The sequence below is a fragment of the Pseudoalteromonas sp. genome (assembly GCF_018402495.1).
GTDB lineage: Bacteria > Pseudomonadota > Gammaproteobacteria > Enterobacterales > Alteromonadaceae > Pseudoalteromonas.
The window spans coordinates 899,704-922,908 of record NZ_JAGYIU010000001.1 but is presented as its reverse complement, the minus strand read 5'-3'; the positions used below and the strand labels follow the sequence as shown (position 1 = coordinate 922,908).

At 40.7% G+C, this 23,205-nt stretch carries 20 protein-coding genes; 16 read left to right on the top strand and 4 right to left on the bottom strand.

Features of this window, described 5'->3' with window-relative positions:
- Positions 1-4: 4 nt before the first annotated feature.
- Positions 5-1,744, top strand: a complete 1,740-nt coding sequence (locus KG708_RS04220; protein ID WP_213608240.1) for a DUF3466 family protein — start codon at positions 5-7, stop codon at positions 1,742-1,744.
- 94 nt (positions 1,745-1,838) lie between these two features.
- On the opposite strand, the gene KG708_RS04215 is transcribed toward KG708_RS04220, so the two are convergent.
- Positions 1,839-2,345 carry a DUF2062 domain-containing protein gene (locus tag KG708_RS04215; RefSeq protein WP_213608239.1) on the bottom strand — a complete coding sequence of 169 codons (507 nt, stop codon included), beginning with the start codon at positions 2,343-2,345 and terminating at the stop codon, positions 1,839-1,841.
- On the opposite strand from KG708_RS04215, the gene KG708_RS04210 reads away from it, so the two are divergent.
- Genes KG708_RS04210 through tcdA form a run of 7 tightly spaced genes read left to right on the top strand, consistent with a single transcriptional unit; the run spans position 2,325 to position 9,785 of the window.
- The gene (locus KG708_RS04210; protein ID WP_213608238.1) at positions 2,325-4,592 is read left to right on the top strand and encodes a DNA internalization-related competence protein ComEC/Rec2; all 2,268 of its coding nucleotides are present in this window, start codon (positions 2,325-2,327) and stop codon (positions 4,590-4,592) included. The two genes, KG708_RS04215 and KG708_RS04210, sit on opposite strands and share 21 nt — an antisense overlap.
- Before the next feature lie 60 nt (positions 4,593-4,652).
- Positions 4,653-6,398, top strand: a complete 1,746-nt coding sequence (msbA, locus tag KG708_RS04205) for a lipid A export permease/ATP-binding protein MsbA (protein WP_213608237.1) — start codon at positions 4,653-4,655, stop codon at positions 6,396-6,398.
- Complete coding sequence (gene lpxK / locus KG708_RS04200) at positions 6,395-7,375, top strand: tetraacyldisaccharide 4'-kinase (protein ID WP_213608236.1); 981 nt, start codon at positions 6,395-6,397, stop codon at positions 7,373-7,375. Before msbA ends, lpxK begins: the two co-directional genes overlap by 4 nt.
- Positions 7,365-7,562 (top strand): Trm112 family protein, encoded by a 198-nt coding sequence (locus KG708_RS04195; protein ID WP_213608235.1) that lies wholly within the window; start codon positions 7,365-7,367, stop codon positions 7,560-7,562. The genes lpxK and KG708_RS04195 overlap by 11 nt, the downstream gene beginning before the upstream one ends.
- Positions 7,550-8,314 (top strand): 3-deoxy-manno-octulosonate cytidylyltransferase, encoded by a 765-nt coding sequence (kdsB, locus tag KG708_RS04190; protein ID WP_213608234.1) that lies wholly within the window; start codon positions 7,550-7,552, stop codon positions 8,312-8,314. The genes KG708_RS04195 and kdsB overlap by 13 nt, the downstream gene beginning before the upstream one ends.
- Entirely contained in the window at positions 8,307-8,987 is a 681-nt protein-coding gene (locus KG708_RS04185) for a TIGR01621 family pseudouridine synthase (RefSeq protein ID WP_213608233.1), read from the top strand. Before kdsB ends, KG708_RS04185 begins: the two co-directional genes overlap by 8 nt.
- Positions 8,988-9,785 (top strand): tRNA cyclic N6-threonylcarbamoyladenosine(37) synthase TcdA, encoded by a 798-nt coding sequence (gene tcdA, locus KG708_RS04180; protein WP_213608232.1) that lies wholly within the window; start codon positions 8,988-8,990, stop codon positions 9,783-9,785.
- A 36-nt stretch (positions 9,786-9,821) separates the two neighbouring features.
- On the opposite strand, the gene KG708_RS04175 is transcribed toward tcdA, so the two are convergent.
- From KG708_RS04175 to KG708_RS04165, 3 genes are all read right to left on the bottom strand, one after another.
- Positions 9,822-10,238, bottom strand: coding sequence for a SufE family protein (locus tag KG708_RS04175; protein ID WP_213608231.1), 417 nt, complete (start codon positions 10,236-10,238; stop codon positions 9,822-9,824).
- Between the two features lie 13 nt (positions 10,239-10,251).
- Entirely contained in the window at positions 10,252-11,478 is a 1,227-nt protein-coding gene (locus KG708_RS04170) for a SufS family cysteine desulfurase (protein ID WP_213608230.1), read from the bottom strand.
- Positions 11,479-11,590: 112 nt separating this feature from the next.
- Entirely contained in the window at positions 11,591-12,877 is a 1,287-nt protein-coding gene (locus KG708_RS04165) for a citrate synthase (RefSeq protein WP_213608229.1), read from the bottom strand.
- Between the two features lie 406 nt (positions 12,878-13,283).
- On the opposite strand from KG708_RS04165, the gene sdhC reads away from it, so the two are divergent.
- From sdhC to sucD, 8 genes are all read left to right on the top strand, one after another.
- Entirely contained in the window at positions 13,284-13,661 is a 378-nt protein-coding gene (gene sdhC / locus KG708_RS04160) for a succinate dehydrogenase, cytochrome b556 subunit (protein ID WP_213608228.1), read from the top strand.
- Positions 13,652-13,999, top strand: coding sequence for a succinate dehydrogenase, hydrophobic membrane anchor protein (gene sdhD, locus KG708_RS04155; RefSeq protein WP_213608227.1), 348 nt, complete (start codon positions 13,652-13,654; stop codon positions 13,997-13,999). The genes sdhC and sdhD overlap by 10 nt, the downstream gene beginning before the upstream one ends.
- Positions 14,000-15,772 (top strand): succinate dehydrogenase flavoprotein subunit, encoded by a 1,773-nt coding sequence (gene sdhA / locus KG708_RS04150; protein ID WP_213608226.1) that lies wholly within the window; start codon positions 14,000-14,002, stop codon positions 15,770-15,772.
- Positions 15,773-15,782: 10 nt separating this feature from the next.
- Entirely contained in the window at positions 15,783-16,499 is a 717-nt protein-coding gene (locus KG708_RS04145) for a succinate dehydrogenase iron-sulfur subunit (protein WP_213608225.1), read from the top strand.
- Between the two features lie 87 nt (positions 16,500-16,586).
- On the top strand, positions 16,587-19,406 hold the full coding sequence (sucA, locus tag KG708_RS04140) for a 2-oxoglutarate dehydrogenase E1 component (protein ID WP_213608224.1): 2,820 nt from the start codon (positions 16,587-16,589) through the stop codon (positions 19,404-19,406).
- A gap of 3 nt (positions 19,407-19,409) precedes the next feature.
- Positions 19,410-20,927 carry a 2-oxoglutarate dehydrogenase complex dihydrolipoyllysine-residue succinyltransferase gene (gene odhB / locus KG708_RS04135; protein ID WP_213608223.1) on the top strand — a complete coding sequence of 506 codons (1,518 nt, stop codon included), beginning with the start codon at positions 19,410-19,412 and terminating at the stop codon, positions 20,925-20,927.
- Positions 20,928-21,103: 176 nt separating this feature from the next.
- A complete protein-coding gene (gene sucC, locus KG708_RS04130) occupies positions 21,104-22,270 on the top strand; it encodes an ADP-forming succinate--CoA ligase subunit beta (RefSeq protein ID WP_008464053.1) in 1,167 nt (388 codons plus the stop codon).
- Positions 22,270-23,142 carry a succinate--CoA ligase subunit alpha gene (gene sucD / locus KG708_RS04125; protein WP_024603036.1) on the top strand — a complete coding sequence of 291 codons (873 nt, stop codon included), beginning with the start codon at positions 22,270-22,272 and terminating at the stop codon, positions 23,140-23,142. Before sucC ends, sucD begins: the two co-directional genes overlap by 1 nt.
- Positions 23,143-23,205 lie beyond the last annotated feature (63 nt).

Below are 23,205 nucleotides of genomic sequence, written 5' to 3'. Positions count from 1 at the left end.
TAAAATGAAATATAAATTACTCGCGGCCAGTGTGTTAGCAACACTAAGTACATCGGCATTAAGTGCAACGTATCAATTAACTGAACTAGGTAATTTTGAAGGCGCAAAACATACATATGTTACCGATGTGAGTGAAAACGGACATGTTATTGGGCTTGCGAATGGCTTATATAATCTCCCCATTGATATTAGTTATATTGATTTTACCGATAGTTTAATTAATACCGCTTACGACCGTGAAGTAGATACATTTGAGCTTAGTGATAAACAAATTACGTTTACACTTGATGATATAGAAAATAACGACGCTATCTATACTAATGCTGATGCGCACACATTTATGGTTCGTTTTTTGTCAAACTTATCCACTAATTTCGAATATCAAAAGATTAGATCGGTCATTGCTACACGCTACAACAGTGGTGTGATCACAGAGCAGCCTTTGTTTGATATTGCTTCTGTTGATTATGAGGGGTTAACACGCTCTACAAGCGACTTTTATAATGCGGTTGCACAGGATGGTACTACCGTTGGTTGGGGCAGTGCACCCTTTGATAAAATCACTTTTATACCAGAGGGTGAAACTGAAGAAGAAACTTGGTTTACCAGAGACTTTATAGAGCGTGGTATTGTAATTTCTGAGGAGGGCATTGAAGTGCCACTCGTTCCAGAATTTACTGAGTATGGCGGAACGAGTCAAGCGACAGATATTGTTGCTACCGACACAGGTTACTTTGTGGTTGGTAATGTATCAGTGAGCATTCCTACTGAGCGACAAAAATCTCTTACTGATAATTGTGATGGCCTTGATGAACCAGAAATGGCGTGTATTGAGTCTTTTAATAGTAGAAACACGCGTGGTATATTTAATAAATCAGCGGTTAAATGGACACTTGACAGTAATTATAATGTAGTCTCTACTGAAATTTTAGGGTTAGCATTAACACCAAAAGAAGATGAAAATACTAACCCGTTTATTAGTAATGCATTAGCGGTTAATAAAAATGGGGTGGCAGCTGGTTATTCCAATACTCGTTATTTTGATAGGGATTCGACAATTCTAACAATGCCAGCTTACTTTAAAGAGGGAGAGGTTGTTGACTTTCTTGAACAACGTGATGAGTGGCAAGGTGGTAAAGCACTGGCAATCAATGATGATGATATTGTTGTCGGTTTTGCGACCAAGCGTATTGAAGGCTCATTAAGAAATAAGCTTTACTATCACGATATAAATACCGACACAACAGTATTCCCTGAAGATTATTTTATAAGTTCAAACTCATATGCGAATGATATTAATAATCAAGGATACATTGTTGGTGAAGGGGAGATTGGCCAATCAGATAATTCACGTCGCTCAGAGGCGTTCATTTATAAAATCGGCGATGATAAAATTATTAACTTAAACAGCTTGTTACCTTGTTATGATAGCGATGGTGAAACTAGTTTTAGTTATAAAATGGCAGAAGCTAAATCGATAAATGAAAACAACGAAGTATTCGGTGTAGCGACTAAAACAGTTGAGAAACGCGATTCACTCGGTGAAGTGGTTACCGATGTTAACGGTAATATTCAATATGAAAGTGTTGCTGTGGCAGTAAAATTGACGCCTATTACTGATGGCGAAGTCGAAAACTGTAAAGCGCCCGATGCTGAATTTTATGAACGCAACTCAGCGAGCTTTTCTTGGTTTGGTTTATTACTACTACCACTGGTTGGCTTAAGACGAGTGTTTAGTTTTTAAGTACTCTGAATCTTTAATAGAATAACAAAAAAACCCAACTTAACAGGTTGGGTTTTTTCGTCTATAGTTAGCTGAGTATTTAAAGCAATGGAGGCTAATTATTTCGCATTAACCAAGCGCGCCTTACCGAGCGGCGCCAGATAAAGTCTATACCAAAGTAGCCAATAATACTGGCGATAGATGCGCATACTAAAGAGCCTACTAAAAATGCAGGTCCAATAGTACTCAAGCTTTCTATAAACCACGCCCAGCTTGCCTCAAAGGCAAAATGTTGTTCGGGTTGGTTAAGGACTAATGTACCAACTAAGTAGGAAGCGTAAAAAATAGGCGGCATAGTGAGCGGGTTAGTGATCCAAACTAACGCAACGGATATAGGTAAGTTAACTCTTAAAATTATGGCTGCAGCCGCCGCTAATACCATTTGGAAAGGAACAGGGATGAACGCAAAAAATAGCCCAATGGCAAATGCTCCCCTTGCTGAGCGTCTATTTAAATGCCAAAGGTTAGCATCATGTAAAAGACGACCAAATACCCTCAGTGATTTGTGATGTCTAATTTTATTTGGATCGGGTAAAAACCGTTGGATCGTTTTTTTAGCCATTTAAAGCAACCATATACATCTGTTGGGTTTAGCCTTGGGTTTGCTATCGGTGTTGTTGTTACCGTGTTTTTTTACCAAAGCTTTGAATTTACAGTAATCACAATTTCAATCCTGATTGTGAGCGTGTATTTTAAGCCGTTTTTAACTGTATTGTTAGGCTTTATTTGCGCTATTTGTTGTGTAGCAATACATTTTACTTTGTTTTACTCATTTGAATTACCCAATCAGCACGAAAAGTATGCTTATTCTGTCAATGTTGTTGTTGAAGAGGTTATTTCTTCAGTGCCTCCGCAATACGTAAAAGTTAAAATAAATCGTTTAGAAGCGCACCAATATAGTCAGTTTAGAGCTCCTAATGCGTTATTAAGTATTAATTCAACACAACCTATTCACTCCGGTGATACGTTTGATGCACAAGTTAGACTGAATAAATTTAGGGGAATTAAAAATTTTACTGTGTTCGACAGTCAACTGTATGCCTTTACACAAAAAATAGCATTTAAAGGCAGAGTATTAAATAAGCAATTAGCGATTTACAACCTCCCACAAAATGATCATATCACTGCTTATCGGGCTTACATCAAAAAGCTAGTTAGTAGCGCTGAGCTTAATTGGCTATATTACGTGCTCTTAACCGGAGACAAGTCATTAATGACCTTTGAGCATAAACAATTAATGCAAAGTCTTGGATTAAGTCATTTACTGGCTATTTCTGGGTTGCATATCTCTTTGGTTTTTGGATTTTGTTATTTTGTCGTGCGGTGTTTACTTAAGTTGATTAAGCCTGAGCTAAATCAGTCATTAAATATTTCTATTTTTTATAGCGCTGCTGGCTTTGTTGCCGCTTTTATTTATGTTTACTTGAGTGATTTTATTATTTCGGCAACCCGCGCCTTAATTATGTTGGGTTGTTATTTGCTACTTTATTATTTAGCGAAGCAAGCGCTTAGATGGCGAAGTATTTTATATGCGTTGGTTATTATTTTAGCTGTTAACCCATTTAGTTTGCTTAATCCGGGTTTATATTTTTCATTTTTAGCGGTATGTATTATTTTTATGGTTGTAAAGCAGTTTCCACTGCGAGGTCATTCACTATTAGCTAACGTACGCACTCTTTTTGTTATTCAACTGGGATTATTTATTGGGTTGTTACCGCTGTCATTGTACTTTTTTAATGGCGTGAGTTTAGCGGGTTTAGTTTTAAATCTGGTGGCTATTCCCATTTTATCTTTTGTATTAATGCCTGCTTTATTCTTAAGTGTGTTGTTGGGGTTATTTACCGATTGGCATGCATTTATTGTGTTGTATGATTTTCCACTGCAATACATATATCAAATGTTGCAAGAAATACCTGAACACATACGTTGGTTTAATGTCGGTCAAATAAGTATAACCACTGTAGTGCTGCTTTATAGTATGGTTCCTTTAGTTTATTTTATTGAACTGCGCATACTGGCGTGCATTCCGCTTTTGACTTTATTGTTTAATTATTACTTTACGCAAACAAGCCTTTGGCAGTTGAACGTCTTTGATGTGGGCCATGGCTTAATGGTATTAATAGTGAAGGATAAACATGCGTTTATTTATGACTTTGGTCCAAGTTACTTTAATCGTTTTAGCCGGGTTCCTAGTGTACTACTACCTTATATTAATGCCCATAACCTAACGGTAAGTACTGCGATTGTCAGTCATCAAGATAACGACCATGCCGGAGGTGTTGCACATTTTAAAGCCGCTGGCTATGCAATGAGCTTTGATTATTTTCATCCTCATAACGCTTCTAACGACTGTAGAACAACACAATTGAACTTTCATGGATTGAGTATTCAAACCTTTGCTAAAGGGGAGTTTAATAACAACAATGATAACTCTTGTGTGGTTAAAGTTTCGGATGCAAACCACAGTGTGCTACTCACTGGCGACATATCAAAGGCGCGAGAATTTCAGTTGATTGAAAAGGGTTATAATTTACACAGTACTGTTTTGGTGAGTCCGCATCACGGTAGCGATAGTTCCTCTAGTGACGAGTTTATAAAGGCGGTAAACCCAAAATGGGTCATTCACTCAAGTGCATTTAAAGGTAAATGGCAATTTCCAAGTAAAGCGGTAGTTGAGCGTTACAATAAAATAAATGCCAATCAATATAGCACCGGTGATGTAGGACAAGTTCGGGTTGATTTTTATGCTAAGCACCTTGAGTTAACTACTGCAAGGGCGCAGGAAAGTTATTGGTTTATCAAAGATTGACGTTTTGTTTTGCTGTTGCTAAGGATACAATAGAGGCTGTCACTGGTTTTAGAGAGTGTTATGGATCAAAGTACTACACAAATTTATAAACGGCTTGTTTCTTACGTTGGCACCTATAAGTCGGTTGCCATCGTCGCAATTATTGGAATGATAGGCTATTCAGGTATGGATGCATTATTCATCCAACTGATGAAGCCGTTTATCGATGAAGGTTTAAATGAGCGTAATAGTCAGGTACTTACTTATGCGCCATTTGTGGTTGTTGCGCTGGTGATAGGACGCGGCGTATTTAATTTTATGTCATCTTACTGTTTAAGTTATGTAGGCTCGCAAGTGGTTCGCGCACTGCGCCAAGAGTTATTTGAACATATATTACACTTACCGGTATCGTTTCATGATAAAAACTCAACCGGCGACTTAATTTCAAAAATTACCTTTGATACCGAACAAGTACAACAAGCGATTACCAAAGCATTGCTTATTGTTGTTCGTGAAGGTGCCTTTGTGGTGTTTTTACTGGCAGTGATGTTTTATACCAGCTGGCAATTATCGTTAATCTTTTTAGTTATTATCCCGCTAGTGGCTATCATTGTAGCTGTGGTATCTAAACGTTTTCGTCATATATCTAAAAATATTCAGTCTGCGATGGGGCAGGTAACACGTAGCGCAGAGCAAATGCTCAGTGGTCACAAAGTGATCCACGGTTTTGGTGGTCAAACCCAAGAAATTGATCAATTTTCTAAAATTAATAATCATAATCGCCAGCAACGTATCAAAATGGATGCGACTAAGGCATTAAGTGTGTCTATCATTCAAATTTTAGCTGCCAGTGCCATGGCGGTCATTTTATGGGTGGTGTCTATGCCCTCTATGATAGACAGTATTAGCTCTGGGGATTTTGTGGTATTAATTTCTTCGATGATGATGTTACTGCGTCCGTTAAAGCAACTTGCCAATGTGAACAGTGATTTACAACGAGGTATTTCAGCTGCGCAGAGTGTATTTTTAATACTAGATGAAGAAATAGAAAAAGACACCGGCAACTTATCGGTTGATAAAGTTAAAGGTCATATTGAGGTAAAAAATGTTACCTTTAAGTACCCAACTAAAGACGAGCCAGTATTAAACAATTTATCAATGAGAATACAAGCCGGTGAAAGTATTGCGCTTGTTGGTCGCTCAGGCTCGGGTAAATCAACCATATCAAACTTATTACCTCGCTATTATGATTTAGAAGCGCCCAGTGAAATATTACTTGATGGTATTGCACTTAATGAATATAAGCTTACCGATTTACGTCGTCAATTTGCTTTAGTATCGCAACAAGTGGTGCTTTTTAATGACACAATTGCAAATAATATTTGTTATGGGCTGCAGCGAGAGGTGTCTGAACAAGAGCTTTTAGCTGTTGCTAAACAGGCGCATGTGTGGGAGTTTGTGAAAGATTTACCTGAGCAACTTAATACTATGGTTGGCGAAAATGGGGTGATGCTATCGGGCGGGCAGCGTCAACGTATCGCGATTGCACGTGCTATTTTAAAAGATGCACCAATTTTAATTTTAGATGAAGCGACCTCAGCATTGGATACTGAGTCAGAAAAACTCATTCAACATGCACTTGATTCATTAATGAAAGATAAAACCTCTATTGTGATTGCGCATAGGTTATCGACTATTGAAAAGAGTGACCGCATTTATGTAATAGACAGCGGTCAAGTTATCGAAAGTGGTACGCATACTGAGTTACTTGCTAACGACGGCACTTATTCTGCGTTATGTAAAATGCAGTTTGGTGAGCACGGGTGAGTAGAATAGAGCAAAGCTGGTATAAACCATTTAGCTTAATGACATTATTGTTATTGCCATTGTCAGCTATTTTTGGCTTCGTGTCACTCGTGCGTAAGTGTTGCTACCGTGTCGGTATTTTTAAGCAATTTGTGAGCAATACGCCGGTTATTGTGGTTGGAAATATCAGTGTTGGTGGCAATGGTAAAACGCCGTTTGTGTTGTGGCTTTATGATTATTTAACCGCTCACGGTTTATCTGTCGGTATAATTAGTCGCGGATACGGTGGCAAAGCAACTCATTACCCCTTATTGGTTAATGCACAAACGAGTACGTTAGGTGCCGGCGATGAGCCTGTGCTTTTATTTAACCGTTTAAAGTGCCCATTAGTGGTTGGCCCAAACCGGCAACACAATATAGAAAAGCTCAACGCAAACTTTAAGCTTGATGTGATCATTTCTGATGATGGCATGCAGCATTATAAAATGGCACGCAGCATAGAATGTTGTATTGTTGATAGCGAAAGAAAATTTGGTAATGGTTTGCTAATGCCCGCAGGGCCACTGCGCGAAACCGTCTCTCGATTAAAGAGCGTAGACCTAGTAATTGAAAATGGCTCTGAGGATGAGTTTAGTTATCGCTTGCAGCCATCGGTTATGAAACGCGTTGCCGATAACACGGATATAGCGACGCCTTTAAAGGCTGCGCATGCGGTGAGTGCTATTGGTAACCCAGGTCGTTTTGAGGCTTCACTGCAAGCACAAGGTATTAAATTACTGTCTACACATCATTTTCGCGATCATTATGCTTATAGCGCAGATGATTTCGCTCAATTTGGCGATGATTGTGTATTAATGACAGAAAAAGATGCGGTTAAATGCCGTGATTTTGCAAAGCCTAATTGGTATTACTTGCCTGTTGATGCTAAACCGACAGCAGCGGTAATAAACACATTAAATTTACTATTAAAAGAAAAAGGGATCCATCATGGCCTTTGATACGAAGTTACTCGAAATTATTGCTTGCCCCGTGTGTAAAGGTAAGTTGCGCTTTGATAGAGAAAATCAAGAGTTGATCAGTACGGCGGCAAAGCTTGCTTACCCGGTACGCGATGATATTCCGGTATTGCTTGAAAATGAAGCCCGAGAATTGTCTCTTGAAGAGGTAGAAAAGTGGAATTCGTAGTTGTTATTCCTGCACGTTTCGCTTCTACACGTTTACCAGGTAAACCACTTGCTGATATTTGCGGCAAACCAATGATCCAACATGTGTATGAAAAAGCGTGTTTGTCTGGAGCGAGTAAAGTGGTTATTGCCACCGATCATCAAAAAGTATTTGATGCGGCTAAACACTTTACCAATGATGTATTAATGACTCGAGAAGATCATCAATCAGGCACTGAACGCCTAGCAGAAGTCGTTGATTTACTTAATTTAGCAGATGATACTATCGTGGTTAATGTGCAGGGCGATGAACCGTTATTATCCCCTGATAACGTGTCACAAGTGGCTACATTATTAGCGCAATCAACCGCGCCAATGGCAACCCTCAGTGTTGCCATTGAAGAGCGTGATGAGGTGTTTAACCCTAATGCGGTTAAAGTGGTCAGCGATATCAATAAAAATGCCTTATATTTTTCAAGAGCCAGCATTCCATTTGATAGAAGCGCCATGATGGCAGAGCAGCAACCACTTAACTTAGCGCCTTTTCAACGCCATGTGGGTATTTACGCGTATCGCGCTGGCTTTATAAAGCAATATATTCAATTATCGGTATCACCATTAGAAGTTTTAGAATCACTAGAGCAGCTAAGGGTGCTTTACCATGGCTATGCGATTAAAATAGAGCAAGCGGTGGTTACTCCTCATGCTGGGGTTGATACACCAGAGGATTTAGCTAAAGTCGTTGCGCATATTCAAAGTAAAGCGCGTGAATAAAGCAGATACGCCTGTGTTAAAGGTGCAATACACGCACGATGATTTTTATATTATAACTAAACCTGCAGGGCTTAATTTTCATTCAGAAGAAAGCCCTGGTTTTGTGTTTCTTGCTGAGCAACAACTAAACGAAAAATTGTTTGCGGTTCACCGTCTAGACAAAGTGACTTCAGGGCTGATCATATTAGCGCGGCATAAAGACGCTGCGGCAAAGTTTACCCAGATGTTTACTGAGCATACTATTAATAAATTTTATTTAGCTGTAAGTGATTCTAAGCCTAAAAAAAAGCAAGGTTGGGTTAAAGGAGACATGGCGAAGTCACGTCGGGGTACTTTTAAATTATTAAACTCAAAAATAAACCCAGCTATTACGCGTTTTTATTCGTTTAGTTTTAAAAGTGGTTTTAGAGCTTACCTATTAAAACCCTATTCGGGTAAAACCCATCAGCTCAGAGTTGCTTTAAAGAGTTTGGGTGCCCCCATAATGGGTGATGCGAGTTATGCAGGCAGCCCTGCAGAGCGTACCTATTTACATGCATTTGCCCTGGATTTTTTATGGAAAGGGCAAAAAATACAACATACCCTGTTGCCAGAATCTGGTGAAGAGTATGCGCAATTGATAAAACATCAAGATTTTAATTCTTGGCAAACGCCGTGGAAACTGGATTGGTAAATGAGTGAACAAGTAACTGATATCCGCTTTGGTGGTATTAAACGACTGTATGGTCAACAGCAATTTGAGTGGTTACAGCAAGCACATTTTTGTGTTGTGGGTATTGGTGGTGTAGGCAGTTGGACTGCTGAAGCACTAGCGCGTACCGGCGTGGGTAAAATCACCTTAATTGATTTAGATGATATTTGTGCAACTAATGTAAATCGTCAAATTCATGCCTTAACAGGCACAATAGGGGAAGCTAAAGTTGATGCGATGAAAACTCGCTGCAAGCTTATCAACCCTGAGTGTGTGGTGAATGTGATTGATGACTTTATTAGCCTTGATAATATTCAAGAACATATTCAAGGTTTTGATTATGTAATAGATTGTATTGATGCGGTTAAAGAAAAAGCGGCGTTAATAGCTCACTGTAAACGTAATAAAATGCCCATAATTACAACTGGCGGTGCAGGTGGTCAAACCGATCCGAGTCAAATTACCTTTGGCGATGTGGCAAAAACCACGCAAGATCCATTACTTGCAAAAGTGCGTTACATTTTGCGTAAACAATATAATTTCAGTTCAAACCCAAAACGTAAATTTAATATTGACTGTGTATATTCCACTGAACAGCTTGTTTACCCAGGTAGTGACGGCAGTGTGTGTCATGCGAAGCAAAATGCTGATGGCAGTATGAACATGGATTGTAATAATGGCTTTGGCTCAGTGACGATGATCACCGGTAGTTTTGGTTTTTTTGTTGCCGCTAAAGCGGTTCGAAAATACTTAGACAAGCGTGCGCGTCTAAATACTTAGATAAAGTGTTTTGGTTTAATAGTATTTAAAAAGCGCTTAAAGCGCTTTTTGTTTGGCCATGGTTTGTATTGTTTCAACCATGGCTTTTACTCCATTGCCCCTTGACGCACTCAAATGACTGATTAAGCCCAATTTTTCAAATTCATCATAAGCATTTACTGCTAATACTTCCTCGGGTGTTAAACCATTATACAGGGCTAAAATTAACGCTAATAAACCTTTTACTATGCGTGTATCAGAGTCTCCAATCACAACCAGTGCATTCTCGGTTAGGTCAAACTCGACAAACATCCATACTTTACTCTCACAGCCTGGTACTAGCGCATCATCTGTTTTTAATATATCGGCTAAAGGTGGCAGCGTTTTACCGAGTAACATAATTTCACGGTACTTTTGTTGCCAGCTTGTGCTTTTTTGAATGTTGCTACTGATGAGTTGGTAGGTGTTTGTCATTATTTTTTCCAAATTAGTCTAATAAAGCGATGCATTCTTTGAGTGCGGCAATAAATTGGTCTACATCTTTAGTCGTATTATAAAAAGCAAAACTCGCTCTCAGTGAGCCATTTAGGTTTAAATGACTCATTAAAGGTTGGGTACAATGATGGCCACTTCGTACAGCAATACCATAGTTGTCAAGTAAAGTTGACAGATCATAAGGATGTTCATTTTTATAATTAAAGCAAAGTGTGCCAATATTCGATTTGAGGTTGCTGTAGATGCTAATACCGTCTATTTTGCTTAATGTGCTCGCTGCATAAATAAACAACTGTTGTTCATATTGCTGCAATGTTTGCAAATCAAGCTTCATTAGATACTCAAGCGCAGCGCCAAAGCCTAAAACGCCGGCTATATTTGGCGTTCCTGCTTCAAACTTAGCCGGTGCATTACGATAGGTACTGTGCGTTAAGGTTACTTTTTCAATCATTTCACCGCCTGTTTGATAAGGCGATAATGCATTAAGGGTTGTATAACGGCCATATAAACCGCCTAGCCCTGTTGGCCCCACCATTTTATGAGCAGAAAACACGTAAAAATCACAATCGAGCTTTTTTAAATCCGGTCTTAAATGTAGTGCCCCTTGAGCGCCATCCACTAAGGTTAGCGCGCCTACCGCCTTAGCTGAGGCTATTAAGGGAGCTAAATCAGTAATATTGCCTAGCGTATTAGAGGCGTGAGTAATAGCCAATAGCGCAGGCTTGGTGCGCTTAATCACTTCACAACACTGTGCTATATCAAACGTAGCATCCGCGTTAAGTGGTAAAGTTTTTAATGTTGCCCCGCTTTGTGCTGCAAGTTCTTGCCACGGCACGATATTAGCGTGATGTTCGATTGGGCTAATTAAAATAGTGTCGGCAGCTGTTAATGTATTTCTTAAACCATGAGCAACCAAGTTAATCGCTTCAGTGGCGCCTTTGGTCCAGACAATTTCGTTACTAGTGACTTTAAAATAATCAGCAACTAGGGTACGCACATTTTCATAGGCTGTTGTAGCTTGCTCACTCAGCGTGTGGCGACCGCGGTGAACATTTGCATTCTGTGAGGTATAAAACTGTGTCGTAGCGTCGATTACGCACTGTGGCTTTTGCGTTGTTGCTGCCGAGTCTAAATAAACCAAAGGGTAGCCATTGATTGTCTGATTTAAAGTAGGGAAGTCATTACGGATTTTTTTAGGATCAAACGAGGACACAGACATAGGCTCATAAAGTTAATCAAGTCGGGCACGAATTGTAATCTGTTTAAGATAATTCTCAAGTAGGATGTAATAAAAAAGGCCGCAGAGGCGGCCTTTTAAACTAACTTTACGCTTAGCGCTTGTCAGTTGCTTTATAGTCACGGTGTGTTTCACCGGTGTAAAGCTGACGTGGACGGCTGATCTTATGACCAGGTTGAGAAAGCATCTCATCCCAGTGTGAGATCCAACCAACAGTACGTGCCATTGCAAAAATTACAGTGAACATGCTGGTAGGGATACCGATTGCTTTTAAGATAATACCTGAGTAGAAATCTACGTTAGGGTAAAGTTTCTTTTCAACAAAGTACGGGTCTTCAAGTGCAATTTGCTCAAGTTTCATTGCAATATCAAGCAATGGATCTTGAATGTTTAACTCTGCTAACACTTCATGACATGTTTGACGCATTACTGTTGCGCGCGGGTCGAAGTTTTTGTAAACACGGTGTCCAAAGCCCATAAGACGGAACGGGTCCGCTTTATCTTTAGCTTTTGCTACGTATTCGTCAATGCGATCAACTGAACCAATTTCTTCTAACATGTTCAAACATGCTTCGTTTGCACCGCCATGAGCGGGGCCCCAAAGTGATGCAATACCCGCAGCAATACATGCATAAGGGTTAGCACCAGAAGAACCTGCTAAACGTACTGTAGAGGTTGATGCGTTTTGCTCATGATCAGCATGAAGCATGAAGATTTTATCCATTGCTTTAGCTGTTACTGGGTTTACTTTGTATTCTTCAGCAGGCACAGAGAACATCATGTGTAAGAAGTTTTCTGCATAACTTAAATCATTGCGTGGATAAACAAACGGTTGGCCAATGTTTGTTTTGTATGCCATTGCCGCAATTGTTGGCAGTTTAGCGACTAATTTGATTGCACTTGTTTTGCGTTGCACAGCATCAGTGATATCAAGATCTTCGTGATAGAATGAAGATAGAGCACCCACCACACCACACAACATTGCCATTGGGTGAGCGTCAAAACGAAAACCTTGAAAGAAGTTTGCAATTTTTTCGTCTAGCATCGTACTGCGAGTGATTTTTGTAGCAAAATCATCGTATTGGTCTTTAGTTGGTAACTCACCATTTAACAGTAAGTAGCACAACTCGATGTAGTTAGAGCTCTCTGCCAACTGTTCGATTGGGTAACCACGATGTAGTAAAACACCTTTACCGCCGTCTATGTATGTAATTGCAGATTCACAAGAACCAGTCGACATGAAGCCTGGGTCGTAAGTAAAGTGACCATGTGAGCCGAGTGTACGTACGTCAATTACATCTTGGCCAGCAGTACCTTGATAAATTGGAAGTTCGATTGGATCTAGCCCATCAATATGGACCGTGGCTTTCTTATCTGCCATCTATGTATCTCCTATTAAGATATCTATTCTGATTTTTATATTCTAAAATCTTCTCTAAGCACATTTTCACATTTTAACGTGAAAGAGGGGTATAAAGTCAATTTATATAAGTATTATGCATATATGTATAATAAATATTCGGTATAGATTGAATATTATACCATTGGCTAATTCGCAAACGCCTCAAAGTAAACAAGAATTGTAAAAGAGCCTCCGGCTATATATACTGTCGGAGGTTTATAACCGATTAGTATTTGGGTAAACTTTTTTTACATAATATTTTTCATGAAAAAGTGAACTTTATTTGTATTGATACGTTTACTTTGATAGTTCCACCAGAAATATTTGGTGGGTTTTAGCAAAACAAGTAGATGAGCCCCACTGCGGGCAAGATGGGCAAGTAACTGTGAAAAAGCAAAGACCTGTAAATCTAGATCTAACAACTATATCTATGCCGGCAACGGCTAAAGCTTCAATATTTCACCGCGTCACCGGTGTTGCACTATTTTTTGCTTTAACGTTTGTCATTTGGGCTTGGTCAGAGTCTCTTTCTTCAGCCGAAGGTTTTGAATTCGTCAAGGGTCTGTTTAACGGATTCATTGCCAAATTTATAGCTTGGGGCACCCTTTCTGTATTAGGTTATCATCTTATTGGTGGTATCCGTCACATTATTATGGACATGGGTCATTGGGAAGAACTTGAATCAGGTAACACTAGCGCTAAAATTGCAATGACACTTGGCGTTGTGTTTGCTGTACTGGCAGGAGTGTGGATATGGTCTTAAATCAAGCAACTCTTAAACGTGATGGTGTACAAGATTATGTATCTTTACGTACAACGGCACTAATAATTAGCGCGTATGCGATTTTTATTATTGGCTATTTCTTAGCGACGCCAGAAGTCACTTATGACGCCTGGATAGGCCTATTCTCTAACCTAGCAATGAAAGGGGCTACGTTAATCACCCTGGTTTGCATTATGGTTCATACCCGTATCGGCCTTTGGCAGGTTCTAACCGACTACGTTAAGGGCGCAAAATTGCGTGCTTTTCTAGCCTTTGTACTAAACCTAATGGCTGTTGCTTACGTAGTTGTGGGTTTAATCGTTTTATGGGGTGTTTAAGTGAAATATTCTGTTCGTGAATTTGACGCAGTAGTAATTGGTGCCGGTGGTGCAGGTATGCGCGCTGCTCTTGCTATTACTGAATCTGGCAAAACATGTGCGCTAATCTCTAAAGTTTTCCCTACACGCTCACACACTGTATCTGCTCAAGGCGGTATTACAGTAGCGTTAGGTAACTCGCATGAAGATAACTGGGAATGGCATATGTATGATACCGTTAAAGGTTCCGATTTTATCGGTGACCAAGACGCTATCGAATACATGTGTCAAACTGGCCCAGAAGCTATTACTGAATTAGAAAACATGGGCTTACCATTTTCGCGTTTTGAAAATGGCCGTGTTTACCAACGTCCTTTCGGTGGTCAATCGAAAAACTTTGGTGGTGAACAAGCTGCTCGTACTGCAGCGGCTGCTGACCGTACAGGTCACGCGTTATTACACCTTCTTTATCAACAAAACGTTAAAAACAAAACCAATGTATTCTCAGAGTGGTATGCACTTGATTTAGTTAAAAACGATAATGGCGATGTAGTAGGATGTACAGCGATTGAAATTGAAACAGGTGAAATCACTTTCTTCAAATCAAAAGCAGTTGTGTTAGCGACAGGTGGTGCAGGTCGTATTTTCGCATCAACAACCAATGCTCACATTAATACCGGTGACGGTGTTGGTATGGCAACACGTGCTGGTATTTCTATGCAAGACATGGAAATGTGGCAGTTCCACCCGACGGGTATAGCAGGCGCTGGTACGCTAGTAACTGAAGGTTGCCGTGGTGAAGGTGGTTATCTTTTAAATAAAGATGGCGAACGCTTCATGGAACGTTATGCACCAAATGCCAAAGATTTAGCGTCTCGTGATGTTGTTGCTCGTTCAATGATGACAGAAATTCGTGAAGGTCGTGGTTGTGATGGTCCTTGGGGTCCTCACCTTAAGTTGAAACTTGACCACTTAGGCGAAGAAACGCTTAACTTACGGCTTCCAGGTGTATGTGATCTTGCTAAAACATTTGCTCACGTTGACCCTGCAAAAGAACCGATTCCAGTTATCCCAACATGTCACTATATGATGGGTGGTGTGCCAACAAACGTAAATGGTCAAGTACTTAACATCGATGCTGCTGGCAACGAAAAAGTAGTACAAGGTTTATTTGCTGTTGGTGAGATTGCTTGTGTATCTGTTCATGGTGCTAACCGCTTAGGCGGTAACTCATTACTTGATTTAGTTGTATTTGGCCGTGCAGCAGGTAACTTCTTAGGTAAATACCTAAATGACGTTGAAATTTCTAAAGCGGCTTCAGAGTCTGACCTAGAAGCGTCTCTTGCTCGCTTTAACCGCTGGGAAAGCTCAACAGCTGGTCAAGGCGAAGACCCAGTACAAATCAAAAAAGACCTACAACAATGTATGCAGCTTAATTTCTCGGTATTCCGTGAAGGTGACTCAATGGCTACAGGTCTTACTGAACTTAAAGAAATCCGTGAACGTTTACAGCACGCGCGTCTTGATGACAAATCATCAGACTTTAACACCATGCGTATTGAATGTTTAGAACTAGACAACTTAATGGAAACAGCTTACTCAACTGCAGTAGCTGCAAACTTCCGTACTGAAAGCCGTGGCGCACACTCTCGCTTTGATTTCCCAGATCGTGATGACGAAAACTGGTTATGTCACTCAATACACAATCCGGCAACGGATGAAATGAGTAAGCGTAAAGTTAACTACGAGCCTAAGCTACGTGAAGCTTTCCCACCTAAAGCACGTACCTACTAGGAGCGAGACGATGGCACAAGTACAATTTTCAGTTTATCGTTACAATCCGGATGTTGATAACGCACCTCGTATGCAAGATTACACTTTGCAAACTGAGGAAGGCCAAGACATGATGGTATTGGATGCACTTTTATTATTAAAAGAGCAAGATCCTACACTATCATTCCGTCGTTCATGCCGTGAAGGCGTGTGTGGTTCAGACGGCGTAAACATGAATGGTAAGAATGGGTTAGCATGTATTACTCCTTTATCTACGCTACAAAAAAATGGCAAAGGTAAAATCGTAGTACGTCCATTACCAGGACTTCCCGTTGTTCGTGACCTTGTTATTGACATGAGTCAGTTCTACACTCAATACGAAAAAGTAAAACCGTATCTAATTAATGACACACCTGCTGCAGGTGAGCGTCTTCAAACTATCGAAGAGCGTGATAAATTAGATGGACTTTACGAGTGTATTTTATGTGCATGTTGTTCTACATCGTGTCCTTCTTTCTGGTGGAATCCAGATAAGTTTATAGGTCCAGCAGGCCTTCTTCATGCCTACCGTTTCTTAGCTGATAGCCGAGATACAGCAACAGAAGAGCGTTTAGCAGACTTAGACGATGCATTCAGTGTGTTCCGTTGCCACAGTATCATGAACTGTGTTAGCGTTTGTCCTAAGGGTCTTAACCCGACCAAGGCAATTGGGCAAATAAAATCTATGTTATTAAACCGTTCGGTTTAATTTCTAGTAGACGAAAGATGGCTAATAATTTATTAGCCATCTTGTTATATAACTATTAATTTCTGCGCTAAAAAAAAGGGCTTATAAATGCACGAAGGTGTGATGAAGGCATGGCTAGAATCTTCACATTTAAACGGCGGTAACGTTGCTTATGTTGAAGAGCTTTATGAAGCGTATTTAGACGATGCGACTTCGGTGCCAGAAGAATGGCGAGAAGTGTTCGAACAATTACCAAAAGTTGATGGTGTGGATGTTGAAGTAAAACATTCAGAAGTTCGTTCACAATTTGCGGCGCTTGCTAAAAACAAGCATAGAGAAGTAGTGGTAGCAGAGGGCAGCGGTGGCGACCTTAAACAGGTTAAAGTGCTACAGCTTATTAATGCTTTCCGTTTTCGTGGGCACCAAAATGCAAACCTAGACCCATTAGGTATTTGGCAACGAGAGCGTGTACGAGATTTAGAGCTAGAGTACCACGACTTATCAGATGCTGACTTTGACCGCGAATTCAACGTAGGATCGTTTGCCGTAGGCCGCGATACTATGCCTTTAGGTGAGTTATACCAAGCATTAAAAACTACGTATTGTGGTTCTATTGGTGCTGAGTATATGCACATCACATCAACAGAAGAAAAGCGTTGGTTACAACAACGTTTAGAGTCTGTTCAGTCTAGGCCTAAATTCGATAAGAATGAAAAACTACGTATTCTTAAAGGATTAACAGCAGCTGATGGCCTTGAAAAATATTTAGGGGCTAAGTTCCCGGGTGCTAAGCGTTTCTCACTTGAGGGTGGTGATGCGTTAGTACCTATGCTTAAAGAGCTTATTCACCGCGCTGGTGAAAGTGGTCAAAAAGAAGCCGTTATTGGCATGGCTCATCGCGGTCGCTTAAATGTACTTGTGAATGTTCTTGGTAAAAACCCATCAGATTTATTTGATGAATTTGCTGGCAAACACAAAGATACATTAAGCTCTGGTGATGTTAAATACCACATGGGTTATTCATCAGATTTCGCAACTAAAGGCGGCAATGTGCATATGGCACTTGCGTTTAATCCGTCGCATTTAGAAATTGTAAACCCTGTGGTAATGGGGTCTGTGCGTGCTCGTCTTGACCGTTTAAACGATAAGTCAGGCAGTAAAGCACTTCCAATCACTATTCATGGTGATTCTGCAATCGCAGGTCAGGGTGTTGTTCAAGAAACGTTTAACTTATCGCAAACTAATGCATTTAGTTGTGGCGGTAGCATCCGTATTGTTGTTAATAACCAAGTTGGTTTTACAACAAGTAAACAAGATGATGTTCGTTCAACACCATACTGTACTGACATAGCAAAAATGGTCCAGTCGCCAATTTTTCATGTTAACTCTGATGATCCTGAAGCGGTTGCTTTTGTAACTCAGCTCGCGCTTGATTTTAGAAATCAGTTTAAACGTGATGTGGTGATTGATCTTGTTTGTTACCGTCGACATGGTCATAACGAAGCTGATGAGCCTAACGCTACACAGCCAATTATGTACCAAAAAATTAAAAAACACCCAGTACCTCGCTTAATTTATGCAGAACAGTTAATTTCTGAAGGGTCTTTCACAGAGGACGAAGTCAAAGCGCTTGTTGATCAATACCGTAATGGCTTAGATGGTGGAGACTGTGTTGTTGAAGAAATTCAACCCGAAACATCACATTCTTCAGATTGGGCAAAATACGTGGGTCATGATTGGAATGTTGATTACGACGCGAGCGTTTCTGTAGATAAACTTAAAGAGCTCGGCAATATTGTTGCAAGTTACCCTGAAGATCATAAAGCGCAATCTCGCGTCAAAAAGATATATGATGACCGTAAAGCAATGGCAGCCGGTGAAAAGCCACTTGATTGGGGTATGGCTGAAACTTTAGCGTATGCAACTATTGCAGCTGAAGGCACTGATATTCGTCTAACAGGTCAAGATTCTGGCCGTGGTACTTTCTTCCACCGTCATGCCGTTGTCCATAACCAAACAAATGGTGCAACTTACTTACCTCTTCAAAACATCAGCGAAGATCAAGGTACGTTCGAAGTATTTGACTCGGTGCTGTCTGAAGAAGCGGTATTAGCATTTGAATATGGTTATGCAACCGCAGAGCCGACTTCATTAGTATTGTGGGAAGCGCAATTTGGTGATTTTGCCAATGGTGCACAGGTTGTATTCGACCAGTTCTTAAGCTCAGGTGAACAAAAGTGGGGTCGCTTATGTGGCTTAACGTGTTTGTTACCTCATGGCTACGAAGGTCAGGGTCCAGAGCATAGCTCTGCTCGCTTAGAGCGCTTTTTACAGCTTTGTGCGGATCACAACATGCAAGTATGTGTGCCATCAACACCCGCGCAAGTGTACGCAATGTTACGTCGTCAATCAGTTAGACCACTGCGTCGTCCACTGATTGTAATGACACCGAAATCGTTATTACGTCATCCATTAGCAACATCGACACTTGAAGAGTTATCTGAAGGTGTGTTCCACAATATAATTGATGAAATTGATGAGATTGATGCTAAGAAAGTAGAACGTGTTGTATTTTGTAGCGGCAAAGTTTACTACGAACTATTACAAGAACGTCGTAAACTTGAGCAAGACAATATTGCCATTGTTCGTGTTGAACAGCTTTATCCGTTCCCACATGACGAAATGAAAGCAATTATTGAACGCTACCAGCACGTTACTGATTTTGTGTGGTGTCAAGAAGAGCCGCAAAACCAAGGCGCTTGGTACTGCTCACAACATCACTTTGTTGATGCAATTCCACAAGGTGCAAAATTGAAATATGCAGGCCGTAAGGCATCAGCATCTCCTGCATGTGGATATATGTCAGTACATACTAAAGAACAACAAGCGCTCGTTGCCGACGCGCTTACTATAGAAAAGAAAGGATAAGCAATGAGCACAGAAATTAAAGTTCCTGTTCTTCCTGAGTCGGTTGCAGATGCTTCCGTTGCTACATGGCATGTAAGTGTTGGCGACAAAGTAAGCCGTGACCAAAACTTAGTAGACATTGAAACAGATAAAGTGGTTTTAGAAGTGGTTGCACAAAATGACGGTGTAATCACTGAAATTTCACAAGAAGAAGGTGCTACGGTACTTGGCGACCAAGTAATCGGTTTAATTGGTGATGCGCAAGAAGCATCACCAAGCAAAGAGCCTAAAGAAGATAGCTCAGCATCAGAAAAATCAGAAGACGCGCCGGCGGCGCAATCAGCACCAGCATCAGAAGGTAAAGAAGTGGATATTAAAGTACCTGTACTTCCAGAATCAGTTGCAGATGCAACAATTGCTACTTGGCATGTTCAACCAGGTGACGCGGTAACACGCGATCAAAACTTGGTAGATATCGAAACAGACAAAGTTGTACTTGAAGTAGTTGCCCAAGAAGACGGCGTTATGGGTGAAATCATTCATGACGAAGGCGACACTGTTCTTGGTGAGCAAGTAATTGGTAAAGTAAAAGCAGGCGCTGCACCCGCTAAATCTGACGCAAAAGCGGATGCACCAGCAGCCAAAGAAGAAAGCTCAAGCGACAGTTCAGATGTGTTAACGCCATCAGTTCGTCGTTTAATTGCTGAGAAAGGCCTTGATGCATCAAAAATCAAAGGTTCAGGCAAAAATGGTCGTGTGACTAAAGAAGATGTTGATCAATTCTTAAAATCACCTGCGCCAGCGGCAAAAGCAGAAGCAGCGCCAGCAGCACCTATGGGTGACCGTACACAAAAACGTGTGCCTATGACACGTTTACGTAAAACAATTGCGAATCGTCTTCTTGAAGCGAAAAACTCTACTGCAATGTTAACTACATTTAACGAAGTTAACATGAAGCCAATCATGGAGCTTCGTAAGCAGTACCAAGAAGTATTTGAAAAGCGCCACGGTATCCGTTTAGGTTTTATGTCTTTCTACGTGAAAGCAGTCACTGAAGCGTTAAAGCGTTTCCCAGATGTAAATGCATCAATTGATGGCGATGATATTGTTTACCACAACTATTTCGACATCAGCATTGCTGTTTCTACACCTCGTGGCTTAGTAACACCTGTACTTAAAGACTGTGACAAGCTATCTGTTGCAGAAATCGAAAAGGGGATTCGTGAGCTAGCGCTTAAAGGGCGTGATGGCAAGTTAACACTTGACGATATGACCGGCGGTAACTTCACTATCACCAACGGTGGTGTATTCGGTTCGTTACTATCTACTCCAATTATTAACTTACCGCAGTCTTCAATTTTGGGTATGCACAAAATCCAAGATCGTCCAATGGCTGTAAACGGTAAAGTTGAAATCTTACCTATGATGTATTTAGCGTTATCTTACGATCACCGCCAAATCGATGGTAAAGAATCAGTTGGTTTCTTAGTAACAATTAAAGAGTTACTTGAAGATCCAACACGTTTACTGCTGGATGTTTAATTAAGTAGTATGAAATATAAGCTGTGAGTAAAATTCACAGCTTTTTTTTTGTGCCTATGGTCATACTGGGGTTTTCATGTAGCGCCATGAGATCTATACTAGGCACGCAATTTGGGATAGTTGTTTATTTGCATAAATATTCAGCTCTTTTAATATAAAAAATTGGATAAAGCATCATGAATTTGCATGAGTATCAGGCAAAACAACTTTTTGCCGAATATGGTTTACCAGTTTCTCAAGGTTTCGCTTGCGATACACCTGAAGAAGCTGCAGCAGCTGCTGAAAAGATTGGCGGCGATATGTGGGTTGTTAAAACTCAAGTTCACGCAGGTGGACGTGGTAAAGCTGGCGGTGTAAAGCTAGTTAAAACTATCGACGAAGTTAAAGCGTTTGCAGCTAACTGGTTAGGTAAAAACCTAGTTACTTACCAAACAGATGAGAAAGGCCAGCCAGTTGCTAAAATTTTAGTAGAAAGCTGTACTGACATCGCTAACGAACTGTACCTAGGTGCTGTTGTTGACCGTGCTTCTCGTAAAGTTGTGTTCATGGCGTCTACTGAAGGCGGCGTTGAAATTGAAACTGTTGCTGAAGAAACACCAGAACTTATCCACAAAGCTGAGATCGATCCATTAGTAGGTCCTCAAGCTTACCAAGCACGTGAGCTTGGTTTTAAATTGGGTCTTAATCCAACGCAAATGAAACAGTTTGTCAAGATATTCATGGGTCTTGGTAATATGTTCAACGATTTTGATTTCGCACTACTTGAAATCAACCCGCTAGTAATCACAGATGAAGGTAACCTTCACTGTCTAGATGGTAAAATCGGTATCGATGGTAATGCACTTTACCGTCAACCTAAAATCCGTGAAATGCACGATCCATCTCAAGAAGATGCGCGTGAAGCTCACGCAGCAAGCTTCGAGCTTAACTACGTAGCCCTTGATGGTAACGTAGGTTGTATGGTTAACGGTGCAGGCCTAGCAATGGGTACTATGGACATCGTAAACCTACACGGTGGCAAGCCAGCTAATTTCCTAGATGTTGGCGGCGGCGCAACGAAAGAACGTGTATCTGAAGCATTCAAAATCATCCTTTCAGATGACAACGTTAAAGCTGTTTTAGTTAACATCTTCGGTGGTATCGTTCGTTGTGACATGATTGCAGAAGGCATCATTGGCGCAGTTAAAGAAGTAGGTGTAACAGTACCAGTAGTTGTACGTTTAGAAGGTACTAATGCTGAACTAGGTCGTGAAGTACTTGCTAAGTCTGATCTTAACATCATCGCTGCTGAATCATTAACAGACGCGGCTGAAAAAGTTGTTGCTGCTGCGGAGGGCAAATAATGTCTGTATTAATCAATAAAGATACAAAAGTTATCTGTCAAGGTTTCACTGGTGGTCAAGGTACTTTCCACTCAGAGCAAGCGCTTGAGTACGGTACACAAATGGTTGGTGGTGTAAGCCCAGGTAAAGGCGGTCAAACGCACCTTGGTCTTCCAGTATTTAACACAGTACGTGATGCTGTAGAAGCAACTGGCGCAACTGCATCCGTTATCTACGTACCGGCACCTTTTTGTAAAGATGCAATCTTAGAAGCAATCGATGCGGGCATCGAGCTAATTGTGTGTATCACTGAAGGTATTCCTACACTTGATATGGTTGACGTTAAAGTTAAACTAGATCAAACAGGTACACGTATGATCGGTCCTAACTGTCCAGGTGTTATCACTCCTGGTGAGACTAAGATTGGTATCATGCCTGGTCACATCCACAAGCCTGGTAAAGTAGGTATTGTTTCTCGCTCTGGTACTTTAACGTACGAAGCGGTTAAGCAAACTACAGATGCTGGTTTTGGTCAGTCTACGTGTGTTGGTATTGGTGGCGACCCAATCCCAGGTACTAACTTTATCGACGTTTTAGAAATGTTCGAAAAAGACGACCAAACTGAAGCAATCGTAATGATTGGTGAAATTGGTGGTACTGCAGAAGAAGAAGCTGCAGAGTATATCAAAGCTAACGTAACTAAACCTGTTGTTTCTTACATTGCTGGTGTTACTGCACCAGAAGGTAAGCGTATGGGTCACGCTGGCGCAATCATCGCAGGCGGTAAAGGTACTGCTGATGAAAAATTTGCTGCACTAGAAGCTGCGGGCGTAAAAACTGTACGTTCACTGGCTGATATCGGTAAAGCACTTAAAGAAAAAACAGGCTGGTAATCAGCGGTTATTCTTTAAAAAAGGCTCGCAATTGCGAGCCTTTTTGTTATGTATGACTAGAGC

Bases quoted from the DNA above. Each gene is read 5' to 3' on its own strand.
- KG708_RS04220 (WP_213608240.1), top strand. From the start codon at position 5: ATGAAATATAAATTACTCGCGGCCAGTGTGTTAGCAACACTAAGTACA.
- KG708_RS04215 (WP_213608239.1), bottom strand. From the start codon at position 2,345: ATGGCTAAAAAAACGATCCAACGGTTTTTACCCGATCCAAATAAAATT.
- msbA (WP_213608237.1), top strand. From the start codon at position 4,653: ATGGATCAAAGTACTACACAAATTTATAAACGGCTTGTTTCTTACGTT.
- KG708_RS04195 (WP_213608235.1), top strand. From the start codon at position 7,365: ATGGCCTTTGATACGAAGTTACTCGAAATTATTGCTTGCCCCGTGTGT.
- tcdA (WP_213608232.1), top strand. From the start codon at position 8,988: ATGAGTGAACAAGTAACTGATATCCGCTTTGGTGGTATTAAACGACTG.
- KG708_RS04175 (WP_213608231.1), bottom strand. From the start codon at position 10,238: ATGACAAACACCTACCAACTCATCAGTAGCAACATTCAAAAAAGCACA.
- KG708_RS04170 (WP_213608230.1), bottom strand. From the start codon at position 11,478: ATGTCTGTGTCCTCGTTTGATCCTAAAAAAATCCGTAATGACTTCCCT.
- KG708_RS04165 (WP_213608229.1), bottom strand. From the start codon at position 12,877: ATGGCAGATAAGAAAGCCACGGTCCATATTGATGGGCTAGATCCAATC.
- sdhD (WP_213608227.1), top strand. From the start codon at position 13,652: ATGGTCTTAAATCAAGCAACTCTTAAACGTGATGGTGTACAAGATTAT.
- KG708_RS04145 (WP_213608225.1), top strand. From the start codon at position 15,783: ATGGCACAAGTACAATTTTCAGTTTATCGTTACAATCCGGATGTTGAT.
- sucA (WP_213608224.1), top strand. From the start codon at position 16,587: ATGCACGAAGGTGTGATGAAGGCATGGCTAGAATCTTCACATTTAAAC.
- odhB (WP_213608223.1), top strand. From the start codon at position 19,410: ATGAGCACAGAAATTAAAGTTCCTGTTCTTCCTGAGTCGGTTGCAGAT.
- sucC (WP_008464053.1), top strand. From the start codon at position 21,104: ATGAATTTGCATGAGTATCAGGCAAAACAACTTTTTGCCGAATATGGT.
- sucD (WP_024603036.1), top strand. From the start codon at position 22,270: ATGTCTGTATTAATCAATAAAGATACAAAAGTTATCTGTCAAGGTTTC.